Raw genomic sequence first — 12806 nt, 5'->3', positions numbered from 1 at the left:
GAACCAAATCGCCATCTTTGCATAAAGAAAACTCGCCGATTGGCGAGCCCCTAAGGGCGAAGACAGAGGCGTAGTTGCACTTATGCGTTAGGAAAGTATAAATTTGGAAAATTTATACTTTCCTAATAGCCAAAATAAACCGCTGGTATAACCCGGCGTTTTTTTGTGATTATCACTAAAAAAGCTTTAAAGCTCCAGAGCTTTTAGCACTGGAGCTTATCTGATTACCATCTAAAACAAGCTGCACCGACAATAATCAGAAGGATAAATAACACCACGATTAATGCGAAACCGCCGCCAAATCCGCAACCACAACCACCGTAGCCATATCCATATCCTCCAAAACCACCATATCCAAACATTATATTTCCTCCTTTTTTATATTATTAGAAACAGCAACCCCAAGAAGCCCCGATAATGACTAACAAAATAAACAAAACGACAAGTAGGGCAAATCCGCTGCCAAAGCCACCAACAGCACCAGACATTAACATTACCTCCTTTATTGAATTCCATATATCCTATTCACCTAGATAAAAATGTGCGATAGACACATATCCATATTAATTAGTTTTGAAAAAAAAGAATAAGCCCATTTGCATATATGCTTTTATCCATAATGAATGTTTGTCCTATGTTCTTGGCACTAGTGGAAAAATGGTTTAGGATATACTTTTAAAACTGTGTGGTGTTGAAGGAAGGATTCATGTATTTATAGCCTTTCTAAAAAAAATAATTAGGGTCCGCCCATCAAACTGGTATAAAGCAGACCCTAATCCATTTTTTAACATTTCGGCTCAATAATGGGCAGTTCTCTGTTAACTAATTTGGGGGATAACGGCTGAATCGTACAAAAGCAGGTCAAATCTACAATCATACAATTATCAGTTTTTAATAGCGAATACACATCATTACATAACTCCACCGGGCAGCCATCCATATCTACTGGCACTAGAAGTGATAGCGTTGCACAACAATGACTTGGGTCAAGATTTTCTAACCTAAAAACTTGTGTAGTGAAGAATTTTCCATACATCGTTACCCCAAAAGTTTCAAATGAACATTTCCCATTTGAGAGGATAAATGGAATCGTGTCATACCCAAATTTATCGCAAATGAAACGAAAGCCTTCAAAATTTAGCTTCTGCTGCTCATCAAGCAGTTGTTCCATGTCGTGACAAATACACTGTCCACATCGACTCTTATCCATGTTTTCCCTCCTTCCATTGCCTTCAAATACATACCTTATTTTAAATTATTCTATTCTAACTAGATGGTATAGGCTCCTCTCTCCCTGAAAAGAGGGATTTATCCAAATGAGCGTTTAATGGGCATTTACCCTTTTACTTCCAATTAGGACAAACATCATAGAACATTCCCCCATTTTCAAGCTCTATACGCAAGTACAAGGGCGTAGCCGCCATTTATATATAAAAAAACTGTCAACTTTTTGCTGACAGTTAATAATTAAAAATAAATAGGGCAGTTCCCTGTAAGAGAACCGCCCAGAAAATTTAAAAGAAAACAAGATAAATGACCAAAGCTAAAACAATTCGATATATTGCAAATGGTAAAAGCTTAATTTTATTTATTAGCTTTAAGAAAAAGCGAATGGATATTAATGCAAAAATAAAGGCGCTAATAAATCCTGCAATAAATATTGGCAATGCATCCATCGTCATATATTCCCAGTTTTTTAATAATGAAAGAAAACTAGCCCCGGCCATAATCGGTACCGCCATGATGAAGGTAAAGTCAGCGGCAGCACGATGGCTCATCCCCATCAGTACCCCGCCTGATATGGTCGAACCAGAACGTGAAAACCCAGGCCACAGTGAAAAACATTGAAAAAGACCAACCGCTAATGCTTGTCCGTATGAAATCTGATCAACTGTTTGCGTTTTTGGATTTTTTGGGCCAAAGAAATCTGCAACAATCATTAACAAAGCGCCTACCACTAATCCAATTAGAACAGTAGCCGTGGAAAATAAGTGATCATCAATATAATCATTAAAAAGTACTCCAAGCACACCTGCAGGAATCAAACCAACAATAACCTGTGTTAATTTAAGACGGCCCCCACTGCCCACTTTATCCTTATTAAGGCGCCCTAAACTTAACAAATCGATAAATCGATCTTTAAAAGTAACGACAACAGCGAGAATTGAACCAAGCTGAATGACCACTTTAAAGGTGTTGGCTCCATGCATTGTTAAAAACTTTTCAGATTGAAGCCACATATCATCGACAATAATCATATGTCCAGTTGATGACACTGGTGCAAACTCTGTCAAACCTTCTACTAAACCTAAAATAATCGCTTTAATTATCATAAGTAAATCCATGTAGTCATATCTCCTAACTTTATTTGCGTCAGAACAAGTAAATAACTATCCTATTTTCTCACAAGCAAACTTGACTGGCAAAATTAATTTTTTCATATTATTGTAATTTAAGCTAACACCTAGTAAAACGCAATTATATCGTCAAAGTTTCAGATATTATTTCTCAAACACGCAAAAAAATAAAATGCAGCCAATTAATAATGCCACATTTACGAAATAAAATAAACCTCTTCACGATTGTTTCAGTCGATTATTCCCATTCGAATTGCTTTAACAGCTACTTCAGTCCTATTTTGCGCATTAAGTCTTCTCATGATATTTGATATATAGTCTCTTACCGTAAATTCACTTAAATAAAGCTTAAATGCCGCCTCTGCAGTTGAAGCACCATCCGCTAATAGCTTAATAATTTCTGTTTCCCTAGGTGACAATGAAATAGAATCACCTTCTGGCAAATCTTGCTTTTTAATATCTGCTTTGATAAACTTTGACAGCAATTCTCCTGAGCTTTGCCCAAATTTCATCAGCGCAGGAAATAGACTTGTATCAATAATAAAATGCTTACCTGGGCCTTGATCTAAAACGACCCCACCAATTATTTTCCCTTCCTCTGGAACATAGATGGGAACATTAATTAATGATGTAAGTTCAAATTTTTTCACATACTTTTTTGGAAGATCATGTTCCGCAAAGGGTATATAAATAGGCTGAAAATTTTTCATTTCATGTCCTTGTGATTTTAATTTGACAAGGCTTTCATTCAACACAGGGATATTGGTAATTTTTTCTGCAATTGCTTGAATCTCTTCTGTATTTAAATGATGTCCAAATAAGCCAACCCCTACACTTTCCTTATTAGTAAACTTAAAAAGGGCGCACCGTTCAAAGGGAAGAATATAGCCAAAACCAAAGCAAATATTCTCGACCGACTCCTTAAAATTTTGCGAGCGGATAAGCCACTCATTAAATAAGATAACCGCATCCTTCCAAATACTATAATTCTCTTTTTCTGTTTGAAAAAGCATTACTTCACTTATTTTCGAAAATAAATAATGGACAGAAGGATGTAGCTTAGATGAGTAAGCGATCCTTGATTTTAAAACCTTATGGGCAGCGTTTTCCAATAAATTAAGATGGAAGATCAACGCTTCTGGTTCGGGACGCCGGTGAAAATACGCAAACCATTCCTCCTGAATTCCATTTAACATCTGATAAATATCTTGTCCTGTCTTCTCAGTTTTAAAGTAGAAAAAACCACCTACAAATGTAGGGATTTCTAATTCGGCTAATTTATCATAAAATTGTGACGAATAGCGCAAGCGTTTACTTATTTCAAGAAATGCTTTCGCTTTTTAAAACAAAAAAGGGAGGAATGAGAATGAATTTAGCTGCAGAAACCGTAATTATTGGGGGGCAAACAGTCAAGAAACGGCTAGTAGTTGCATTATTAGGTGGATTTATCTTTCTGGGCTCTCTTCTTGGGCTGTTTGGAGTTACTGGTGTGGCGGCTGCAGTTCCATTAAGCGGTGTTGGAGAATTCACAGTTAAATTTGACAAAATGATAGGCAAGGACTTCCAGCTTTTAGGTGGGCTTGCAGATGGCGGAACAAGGCAAAATAACCCGGTTGCAGTAAACATAATTAAAGAAGCTACTATTTATGGCCTGGAAATTTCGAAAAAAATTACAATCCCAGGTCTTGGTACTATTAGAGTTGTCATTGAGTCGAAAGATGAAAAGAATCCGGTAAAAATTGATGGACTAACACAAAAAGCAACTGTAGTTAGTGGTGATGCAGTATTTACTAACATGGAAATGAAAGAAAACTTCGTTGGAAATATTGAAAATCCATTAGAAAAGGTTGCAAAAGAATTCACACAAGGTGCCGACACAATCACCATTACAAACGGTGAATTGCAAACATTATATCTCTGGCAGGATAGGGTAACTTTATCAAATATGAAAGTTTACTTTGAAATCCCAGACAGCAAATAAACCAACAATCATAGAAAATTGAGTAAGGATGATAAAAATGAATTCTACTTATTCAAAACGTAAGCGGTTCAAGAATTGGAGAGCAAGGCGCCCATTTTTGGGGGCGACCTTGTGTATCTTTTCAGGACTAATCATTTTATACGTACCAGCACAACTCTATGAACTTGCTGCTACCCCGGGAAATATGTTATTTGTAGGCTTCTTTTTAGGTGGCCTTACATTGTTAATGGGCGTGCTGTCCTATATCATGCCAAGACTTTCGACCTTGCTTGGTATTTTAGCTATTTTTGCATCAGTTCTATCAATTATGGGAGCGTTAGGCGGATTCCTTATTGGAACCATTCTTGGGATTATAGGCGGTTCGATGCTGATAGCATGGAAACCTGTGATTGCGGACAATGTGTCACAAGTACAATCTAATGGAGATCATACTGCCGAAAAAGAAGTTGCTTCCGGAAAGGAAGTTCTACCAGAATAAATTAAAGTGCATATAGTATTCGTAGAAATGGTGATAGCATTGAAACAAAAAAATAATACTTATAAGTTCGTAGTCATTGTATTTCTTACTATTTGTGCCCTGATCGTTCCTACAAAGTATAGCTCTGCAAGTAACCAGACCATTATTGGCTTCATAATTGAAACTGCGCAAATGGAAGGGACATTACACCCCCCTGAAATGATAGTAGGAGATACATCCGAACAAAAAGACATGCCCATGCTTGAATTAACGTTTGAAAATCTTTCAGCAGATGGTCTTATTATTAAAAAATTAGTCAAAACTTCAAATGGAATAATCACACTGGATATGACTTCTAAAGATTCCGTTCTTTTCAATAACCTAAGCTTAAAGGTTACGAACGCAGAATTTGGTGAGAATTATATACCTTCTAAAGGCAACATCGGGCTAAAAAACGTAAAACTTTTGACCCACAGTGTAACAACAGTTAGCTCAAAACTACCCTTTTTTAGTTTAAGTTTTAATGAAGGCGGCCAGGTTGAAATGGAACCGAAAAGCAAGGAAGAACTTGTTTATATGAAAGCAGTTTTAGAAAAGTTACTAAATAGGACTCCACAATAAGAAGAAGCGATGCCATTGATGCATCGCTTCTTCTGTAATTACAAAATTTATCGAAATGATAATAAATAAAAAACCACAGCCTCATATTTTTAATAGAGATTGTGGTTCTATCTTTTATAAAGGATGGTTATGTTAATCAATGCTGTTAATTCCCCTTATGAATTTATTATGGTTACTGGATTTTTACTAGTTCTTTTAAACTATTCTTACCGCGTTCTACAAGGTTTAGATGAGTATTTCTTGCTTTCTTAACATATTCCTTTCGAACCTGAAGCCATGCCTTTCTGCGATCACGCGCATAGTCTACACTTGATTCTGCATTTTTCTCAAAATTATCTTCTAATTGATCGACAATGTGGAAGATAGATATGATTGGAGTAAGAGCTAGTTTCTCCAATTGTCCTGAAACTTCTTTCAATTGGTTCTTTAGTTCTTCACGATCATGAGCCTGAACATCTTCTTTCACATCTTCTTTACCTGCGTTAAATTGATGCACCAGTTCAGATACCATTTCCTTGTTTGTTTTTTTCGTTTGCTCGTACAATTTTGTAATGGATTTACGGTATTGTTTATTGAACTTGATGACCTCCCTTAATGCATTAATATAAGCATCCTCTCGGTTTTCCCGAATATGCTCTGCACGTTCACGAGATTGCTCATACTGATCCCAAAATGTGGTAACAAATGAACCTACGGCTTTCGACTCCTCTGGTGATGGAATGACTTTTTCATCACCAGGCACAACCGTTTCACTTTTCTTCTGTGCCATCGTTCTTCCTCCTCCTACTATTATTTACTTTCTCTATTGGATCCCTCTTCTGAAATGAAGGAATATAGAGCTCAAGAAAACTAGAATACATCTTAAAGAATTGATCTAAGATTGATTGATAGGTTTCTAGTTGATTAGCATAGCCTTTTAAGTATGTAATACCAGCTTTTGTAATAGAATATCTTCTTTTGGCCGGCCCGCTTCCTGTTGTATCCCATTCTGATGAAACAAGTTCATCCTTTTCAAGTTGTCGCAGCATCCTGTACAAGTTCCCTTGATCAAGGGTCTTAAATCCGAATGTCTCCAGCTTTTGGATAAGTTCATACCCGTGAAGAGAAAATTTGCTAAGAAGCAATAAAATAAATGGCAGCACAAAATTTTTTGATGGATTAACTGATTGTTTGTCTTGGTTTACCATATCTTTATCACCTCACCTACATGTATTTTACACTTATAAGTAATATTTTGTCAATATGTAAAATAAATATATATAAATTTAGTATTTAAATGTTTACAATTTAGTGAACTTGGTTATAAACTAAAAAAAATGGAAAGGTGGTGTAAAATGGAAAAAGCTAAAATTAGCAAATTAGGAGTGCCTTACTTGCATTTTGGTGAAGGGGAACCATTGGTACTAATTCATGGCTTAGGTGAAGTCAAAGAAGGATGGCAAAACCAATTTGAATTAGCTGATCAATTTGAGTTGATCATTCCTGATTTACGCGGTCATGGGGAGTGTTTAAAAACGGATGGTATTTCTATTCAGAACTTTGCCTCTGACTTGATTGGTTTATTAAAAGAGTTAAAAATTGAAAGCGCTCACATTCTTGGTCTGTCAATGGGTGGAGCCGTTGCACAAGAAATCTTCCGTCAGGCTCCCGACCTCTGCCGCTCACTCATGTTAGTTAGTACATTCCACTTTTTCCCTAAAAAGCTTAAGGGATTATTTTTTAAAAATCGAAAAGCAAAGTTTGAAGCCGTTACTTCAGCAGGGAACGAAGCAGAATTCATCGCACGTATGGCATTATACTCCTGGAATAAAGATATGATGGAAACTTTCTGTCATTATTTTCGCCCAAAACATCAAATTTTCCTTGAATCCTTGAAAATGTGTCTTGAAGTCAATAACCGGAATTTATTACCAAAGATAAATGTTCCAACCCTTATTATTGGCGGACAGTATGACTCTGTCTTACCTGTCTGGATTCAGGCATGCATGCACAAACTAATTCCACAATCTGAATTTATTATTATGAGGAATACCGGTCACCTTGCCAAACTGGAAGCAAAAGACCGGTTTAACCATCTCCTACGAAGATTCCTCAATCAGCAAAAAACTGCTGTATAATTCATGATTAACGGGAAAGAAAGGCCCCCACCCATCTTCCCGTTAATTATTAACTCCTCTTACTTTTTATTATACAATTGATTATTGAATTTTATTTGAACGTGTCGAAAGCCACTTGTCAGCAAAAATTGCAAACCTACCCGTAAGTGCTAATGAAACATGTCCGCATTCAAATACCTCATAGGTTTTATCTTCACTAGATATCAGATCCATTACCGGAAGACTTTGCTTCTCCAATACTAGCGTGTCCCTTGAAGTTGAGAAAACAAAAACAGGGCACGTAATATTCTTTAAATCTACTTTCCTGTCCCCAATCCAAAGCTCTCCCTTTAAGAGCTTGTTATCTTTATACAAATCATTAAGTAACTGTTTAAATGCTGCCCCTGCAAATGATGCAGTGTCTTTTGTCCATTTGTCCATCCTTCGCCATTTTTCAACATAGTCCTCATCATGGGCGCGGGTGATTAAGTTGATCCATGGACTCATATAGACTGGTGAAAGGCCTCTAAACATAAGATACATATATTCAGAAGGAATGACACCATAAATATCGGATAAGCGATCAAAGTTAATGAGCCCTTTTTGAAGCCCTTTTAACCACTTATCTGGAACAATACCGACACTAAAATCAATCGGTACTGCAGCAAGGATTAAATTTTTTATCGGTAGTTTAGTTATGGAAGTAAAGATGGCTGAAATCGTCCCTCCCAAACAATATCCTACCATCGAAATTTCCTTTGCTCCCGAATGACGTAATGCCCGTTTAACAGCTTTTTCTAAATAATCCAAGATATAATTATCCAAGGTAATATCACAATCTTCATATCCGGGGGATCCCCAGTCAAGGAAGTAAACATCATATCCGCGTTCTGTAAGACCACCTACGACACTGCTGCCTTCTCCAATGTCTAAAATATATGGTTTATTCAGAAGTGAATAGACCAAGAACAATGGAACTTGATATTTTTTTTCTTTTGCAGGGTGATAATATAAGGTTGATTTATTCTTTTTCCAAATAATTTCTCTAGGTGTCGGCACAATGTCCGGCTTTGGTTCCGTTAATACTTTATAAACTTGATTCCACCTTGCTTTTTCCTTTTCTATGTCAAGGAGTGGAATAAAGTTCGTAACTGATGCTTTTGCACTCATATTCTCCAAGCTCCTTTCATTATGATTTGGAAGCGCCAGCACCAGTTAGGACTAGCTCTTTTTCTTTTTCTTTTTCCTTCACTTTATCTTTATCTTTATCTTTATCTTTTGCCTTCCCTTTTTGGAAAAGATTTTTCAATGTAGCAATTTCAGCTTTTATATCTGTTAATTGGGCAACCTCTTGCATTAATTCTTGTAAATCCGTTTGAATGGCTGTCGTGTCTGCAGCATCATTCACCCCCTTTAGCTCTGCCTTAATGCCCTTTAGATCCTCAATTTCCTTCCGTAATTCCTGTAAATTGATCTGAATAATCTTAATATCTACAAGTCCTTGGCGAAGTTCTCTAAGCTCTGCCTGAATTTTTTTTGTTTCGGCAATTTCTAAGGCCATTTTTTGTAATTCAATCTTCATCTGCTTGACGACATTCACCACTTCTTGGAACATCTCTAGATTTTCTTTATTTAATAAACCTATACTGTCCTGTAAATTCCAAATTTGTTCTTCTAAAATATCAATCTTTTCTTCAGTCTGGACAGAAAGCTTTGCTACATTAGCAACATCCTTTTTCGTTGGCATATTCATTACACCTGCCATAAGCTCCTGGTTTTTTCTTAAAAGTTCCATGTAACGTGAATGGCTTTCTGTACCAACCTTTAAGAGCCGGACGAACTCATTGTTGTCAGTCATCATGTATAACAGACCATTTAGTTGTTTTTCCCATATTTCACTAATTAGCTTGAACCCTTCAAATGGATCATTTTTATCTTTAGTCATCCCGCTTCGCCCCTTAAGTATTATGATTTTATAATTTCTTCAGTTTTTTCCAAGTATTTATTTAATGGAAACATTACTGTTTTAATTTGTCTGGCAAAAAGATTTACAAAGCCCTTCTGATTTTCATAAATTAAGTTTCCTGCTTGCTTAACAGTATTAATATACTGCTCCCTGCCTTTCTTACGAATAGAAATATATTGATCAATCATTTCAAGATATTTATTCATTGACAGATTGCTTGCTATCATTTGACAAGGGGTTGCAAGAATCGTCATTGTTCTCTCTCGAATTTGATCAATCTGCGCATTTATATCTTCATAGGACTTAAGCGGGAAAAAGTGCTGCAGACTAGTAGTTGACATTAAAAATTCTTCTCTAGCCGTCTTTTCCCAGGAAGAAAATTCTTGGTAAAATTGTGCAGCTATTTCAATCGAGTTTCCTTGATTACGCTGAACACTTTCAGCAAAAAGCTTTGCCTCTTTCAAGAAAACCTCATCACGAAAATCAGATCGCTTCGCCCATTCGTCTAACTCACCAAACGCGTGTCTCCAAAGTAAATCTAAGCTTGAAAGCTGTTCCTCGTTTTCTTCTTTTTCCGCAGCTTTCTCAACTGCTGGTTTTGACTCAAGCACTGACTCTTCTACCTTATTCTCCATTGTTTCTCCCTTAGGTTTTACTTCAGTTTCTTGTGGTGTTTCAACCTCTAGTACTCTTTTTTTGGTGTTCGTCTCTTTCACTACATCTTTTTCATTTTCCTTTTTTCCAACCATTTTACTCGCATCCTTTTAAAGAAATTTTTATCTTTCAGCCAGTTTTATATCTACTTCAGGGGGGAATGACCCTGAAATTTCATCTAAATCCAAGGCCAGTACTGCCATTTGTCTGCGGCTTGCTTTGATATTCATCAATACCGCATAAAAGGCATCATCCAAGCGATCTAGACGATCCTCATTCTCTATTATTTTTTTCGCTATGTCGGCAATGTCATCCCTTGTAGGAAGACCATTACAATCGAGCCATTGTTTCGTAAGTTCTCTAGCACCCACTAAATGATTTAAGTGTTCCTCAATAGCTGTACCAGTCATCTTGATAAATGATAACGAATTCGTTTGAGAGAATATTTTACGATTAATGTCGTCTTCTATTTTTTTGTAAAGTTTTCTTAGATCTTGGTCGGATGATAATTGCATATAATCCTCCATTATTGGCAGAAGATAAACATTATTTTGCAATGATGAAAATCCAAATAGAAGATACTTCTTTTTTTAAAGCTAGTATTTAATAGTGGTGATTTTCTATGAGGTAGTTCTGTGGAGAATAGTTGTAAGCGATAGTGCTTATTCTAGAGGTTTGTTTTATACCTGAGTTTTTTCTTGCTGTTTACGTAACATTCTTCTTAAGAGTTTTCCGACAGACGACTTTGGAAGCTCATCAAGTATCTCAATTTCTTTTGGCACCTTATATGGCGCAAGATTCACTTTTGCAAATTCAATTAGTTTTTCCGGTGTTGTAGCTTCACCTGGTTTTAGCTTAACAAAAGCCTTAACTGTTTCCCCGCGGTATGTGTCTGGAATCCCAATAACAATAGCTTCCTCCACCGCTTCATGCTGGTACAGCACTTCTTCAATCTCACGAGGGTATACATTGTAGCCGCTGGCAATAATAACATCATTCTTACGATCCAATATATAAAAATATCCATCATCATCCATTTTGGCGATATCACCAGTGAATAGCCAGCCATCTTTCAACACCATCTCTGTATCTCCAGGACGTTTCCAATATCCTTTCATTACTTGTGGCCCACGGAGGATTAATTCTCCGGCTTCACCAACAGAAACATCCACAATGCCTGATGGAGTTTCTTGAACGATCCTTGCCTCTGTTCCCGGTAGTGGGATACCAACACTTCCCAATTTACGAGGCAGGAATGGCGGGGTGGAAATCGCAGACGGAGCAGTTTCTGAAAGTCCGTAACCGTCTGATAATCTTGTCCCTACTCTTTTTTCAAACGCTTTAACCTGTTCAACAGGGAGCGGAGCACCTCCGCTATTCAAATAAAAAATATCACCAATGCTGCTATCCTCTAAATGTGGATGACTATTCAATGCGAATATCATGGTCGGCACAGCCGTCATTTGAAATGGCTTCTCTCGTTTAATAAGATCTAATACCTCATTCACATCAAACCGAGGCAAGATGAGCTGGTTACAGCCGATTCTTATCCCCGATAGTGCATTACAGGAGAGTCCATAAACATGAAACATTGGCAGGACACTAACGATTTTAAAATTTTCTGGTTTCTCATCGACTGCATTATAAGTAAAATCACATACCTGAATAATGTTGGCCAATAGATTATGATGGGTAAGCATAACCCCTTTCGATAATCCTGTTGTTCCGCCAGTGTATTGTAAAATTGCTACATCCTCATATATGTCAATTGGAATGTCAGGAATCACATTGTCATGGGTAAGGAAGTCTTCAAAATATAGATCCCCATCATCTAATTGAATTCTGTTACCATTAAAACCAACAACAATGATCTTTTTCAACGAGGTTTTTGGCCGTACCTGCTTTACTCTAGGATAAAGGGCTTCAAATACAACCATGTATTCTGCCCCGGAATCATTAAGAACATATTCAATTTCTCTTTCCACGTACATTGGATTTACTTGAACCGTAATACCACCCAATCGGAATGCAGCAAATAAACTTAAAATATAGTGAGGGCAGTTAGGCAGCATGATTGCCATTCGATCTCCCTTTTTAAGTCCTATCCGAAATAATGAAGCTGCAAGCCATTCAGATATCATTTTAGCTTCTTTGTAGCTCCATGATTTCCCAAAAAACGTTAGTGCGGGCTTGTCATTATGAATATTTGCTGCCTGCTTTAATAGGTCAAATAAAGAATCGTACTCAATTGATACATCCTTACTAATTCTAGGATCATAAAACTTTAACCATGGCTTTTTTTGATAAACCACATTTTTCCCCTCCTTATTTTCCCTTCCAAATTCAATAAAATATGTAAAAGTGAAATCTTTCACAATATTAAACTTGGAAGAAGTTGTAACCACTTAAATTATTGTTTTAAAAAAGATTTTTGTAAATGCGACGATTTCGACATACTTCATCAATTTTCATAATATTAAGTTTAAGAAGGAGAACATTATGTCAAATAACAACAAAAAATAACAAGGTTCGTGGAAATTCCAATGAATTTTTACAAATTACCCTAGTTTGTTCACAAAAGATTCGATTATTCCACTATCGTTTTAATCAACAAATAGTTATTGCAAAAAAAGATTATTAATCTAAATTAATCACTTACATTGTTAACTATTGT

At 36.5% G+C, this 12806-nt stretch carries 16 protein-coding genes; 4 read left to right on the top strand and 12 right to left on the bottom strand.

From position 1 onward, the window contains the following. Positions 1-224 precede the first annotated feature (224 nt). The 5 genes from V7150_RS15640 to V7150_RS15620 all read right to left on the bottom strand — a co-directional run bounded on the left by V7150_RS15640 (position 225) and on the right by V7150_RS15620 (position 3664). Positions 225-362 (bottom strand): YjcZ family sporulation protein, encoded by a 138-nt coding sequence (locus V7150_RS15640; RefSeq protein ID WP_335520062.1) that lies wholly within the window; start codon positions 360-362, stop codon positions 225-227. Between the two features lie 24 nt (positions 363-386). Then, positions 387-488 (bottom strand): YjcZ family sporulation protein, encoded by a 102-nt coding sequence (locus tag V7150_RS15635; protein ID WP_335520059.1) that lies wholly within the window; start codon positions 486-488, stop codon positions 387-389. A 296-nt stretch (positions 489-784) separates the two neighbouring features. Beyond that, positions 785-1210, bottom strand: a complete 426-nt coding sequence (locus tag V7150_RS15630; RefSeq protein WP_335520056.1) for a CotY/CotZ family spore coat protein — start codon at positions 1208-1210, stop codon at positions 785-787. A 304-nt stretch (positions 1211-1514) separates the two neighbouring features. Further along, positions 1515-2345 carry an undecaprenyl-diphosphate phosphatase gene (locus tag V7150_RS15625; protein ID WP_335520053.1) on the bottom strand — a complete coding sequence of 277 codons (831 nt, stop codon included), beginning with the start codon at positions 2343-2345 and terminating at the stop codon, positions 1515-1517. 242 nt (positions 2346-2587) lie between these two features. Then, entirely contained in the window at positions 2588-3664 is a 1077-nt protein-coding gene (locus V7150_RS15620; protein WP_335520050.1) for a response regulator transcription factor, read from the bottom strand. 59 nt (positions 3665-3723) lie between these two features. On the opposite strand from V7150_RS15620, the gene V7150_RS15615 reads away from it, so the two are divergent. Genes V7150_RS15615 through V7150_RS15605 form a run of 3 tightly spaced genes read left to right on the top strand, consistent with a single transcriptional unit; the run spans position 3724 to position 5416 of the window. After that, a complete protein-coding gene (locus tag V7150_RS15615; RefSeq protein ID WP_335520047.1) occupies positions 3724-4338 on the top strand; it encodes a DUF6230 family protein in 615 nt (204 codons plus the stop codon). Positions 4339-4375: 37 nt separating this feature from the next. Further along, entirely contained in the window at positions 4376-4816 is a 441-nt protein-coding gene (locus V7150_RS15610) for a DUF6114 domain-containing protein (RefSeq protein WP_335520044.1), read from the top strand. A 39-nt stretch (positions 4817-4855) separates the two neighbouring features. Continuing rightward, entirely contained in the window at positions 4856-5416 is a 561-nt protein-coding gene (locus V7150_RS15605; RefSeq protein ID WP_335520042.1) for a hypothetical protein, read from the top strand. 172 nt (positions 5417-5588) lie between these two features. On the opposite strand, the gene V7150_RS15600 is transcribed toward V7150_RS15605, so the two are convergent. Together V7150_RS15600 and phaQ are read right to left on the bottom strand one after the other, a co-directional pair. Continuing rightward, a complete protein-coding gene (locus V7150_RS15600) occupies positions 5589-6185 on the bottom strand; it encodes a hypothetical protein (RefSeq protein ID WP_335520040.1) in 597 nt (198 codons plus the stop codon). Further along, positions 6166-6603, bottom strand: coding sequence for a poly-beta-hydroxybutyrate-responsive repressor (phaQ, locus tag V7150_RS15595; RefSeq protein WP_335520037.1), 438 nt, complete (start codon positions 6601-6603; stop codon positions 6166-6168). The genes V7150_RS15600 and phaQ overlap by 20 nt, the downstream gene beginning before the upstream one ends. A gap of 147 nt (positions 6604-6750) precedes the next feature. Between phaQ and V7150_RS15590 the strand changes: the two genes are divergently transcribed. Next, positions 6751-7533, top strand: a complete 783-nt coding sequence (locus V7150_RS15590; RefSeq protein ID WP_335520034.1) for an alpha/beta fold hydrolase — start codon at positions 6751-6753, stop codon at positions 7531-7533. A gap of 81 nt (positions 7534-7614) precedes the next feature. Here the strand turns inward: V7150_RS15590 and V7150_RS15585 are convergent, their stop codons facing one another. The 5 genes from V7150_RS15585 to V7150_RS15565 form a co-directional block, all read right to left on the bottom strand. Next, positions 7615-8682: an alpha/beta fold hydrolase gene (locus V7150_RS15585; RefSeq protein WP_335520031.1), complete on the bottom strand. Its 1068-nt coding sequence runs from the start codon at positions 8680-8682 to the stop codon at positions 7615-7617. 19 nt (positions 8683-8701) lie between these two features. Continuing rightward, positions 8702-9457 carry a polyhydroxyalkanoate biosynthesis repressor PhaR gene (locus tag V7150_RS15580; protein ID WP_335520029.1) on the bottom strand — a complete coding sequence of 252 codons (756 nt, stop codon included), beginning with the start codon at positions 9455-9457 and terminating at the stop codon, positions 8702-8704. A gap of 20 nt (positions 9458-9477) precedes the next feature. Then, entirely contained in the window at positions 9478-10227 is a 750-nt protein-coding gene (locus V7150_RS15575; protein WP_335520028.1) for a hypothetical protein, read from the bottom strand. Positions 10228-10254: 27 nt separating this feature from the next. Next, positions 10255-10689 carry a hypothetical protein gene (locus tag V7150_RS15570; RefSeq protein ID WP_335520025.1) on the bottom strand — a complete coding sequence of 145 codons (435 nt, stop codon included), beginning with the start codon at positions 10687-10689 and terminating at the stop codon, positions 10255-10257. 123 nt (positions 10690-10812) lie between these two features. Further along, complete coding sequence (locus tag V7150_RS15565; protein WP_335520022.1) at positions 10813-12444, bottom strand: long-chain-fatty-acid--CoA ligase; 1632 nt, start codon at positions 12442-12444, stop codon at positions 10813-10815. Positions 12445-12806 lie beyond the last annotated feature (362 nt).

Source organism: Neobacillus drentensis (assembly GCF_036965245.1).
Classification (GTDB): domain Bacteria; phylum Bacillota; class Bacilli; order Bacillales; family Cytobacillaceae; genus Neobacillus; species Neobacillus drentensis_G.
This window is presented reverse-complemented; position numbering and strand designations above follow the sequence as displayed.

Bases quoted from the DNA above. Each gene is read 5' to 3' on its own strand.
- V7150_RS15640 (WP_335520062.1), bottom strand. From the start codon at position 362: ATGTTTGGATATGGTGGTTTTGGAGGATATGGATATGGCTACGGTGGT.
- V7150_RS15635 (WP_335520059.1), bottom strand. From the start codon at position 488: ATGTCTGGTGCTGTTGGTGGCTTTGGCAGCGGATTTGCCCTACTTGTC.
- V7150_RS15630 (WP_335520056.1), bottom strand. From the start codon at position 1,210: ATGGATAAGAGTCGATGTGGACAGTGTATTTGTCACGACATGGAACAA.
- V7150_RS15625 (WP_335520053.1), bottom strand. From the start codon at position 2,345: ATGGATTTACTTATGATAATTAAAGCGATTATTTTAGGTTTAGTAGAA.
- V7150_RS15615 (WP_335520047.1), top strand. From the start codon at position 3,724: ATGAATTTAGCTGCAGAAACCGTAATTATTGGGGGGCAAACAGTCAAG.
- V7150_RS15610 (WP_335520044.1), top strand. From the start codon at position 4,376: ATGAATTCTACTTATTCAAAACGTAAGCGGTTCAAGAATTGGAGAGCA.
- V7150_RS15600 (WP_335520040.1), bottom strand. From the start codon at position 6,185: ATGGCACAGAAGAAAAGTGAAACGGTTGTGCCTGGTGATGAAAAAGTC.
- phaQ (WP_335520037.1), bottom strand. From the start codon at position 6,603: ATGGTAAACCAAGACAAACAATCAGTTAATCCATCAAAAAATTTTGTG.
- V7150_RS15590 (WP_335520034.1), top strand. From the start codon at position 6,751: ATGGAAAAAGCTAAAATTAGCAAATTAGGAGTGCCTTACTTGCATTTT.
- V7150_RS15585 (WP_335520031.1), bottom strand. From the start codon at position 8,682: ATGAGTGCAAAAGCATCAGTTACGAACTTTATTCCACTCCTTGACATA.
- V7150_RS15580 (WP_335520029.1), bottom strand. From the start codon at position 9,457: ATGACTAAAGATAAAAATGATCCATTTGAAGGGTTCAAGCTAATTAGT.
- V7150_RS15575 (WP_335520028.1), bottom strand. From the start codon at position 10,227: ATGGTTGGAAAAAAGGAAAATGAAAAAGATGTAGTGAAAGAGACGAAC.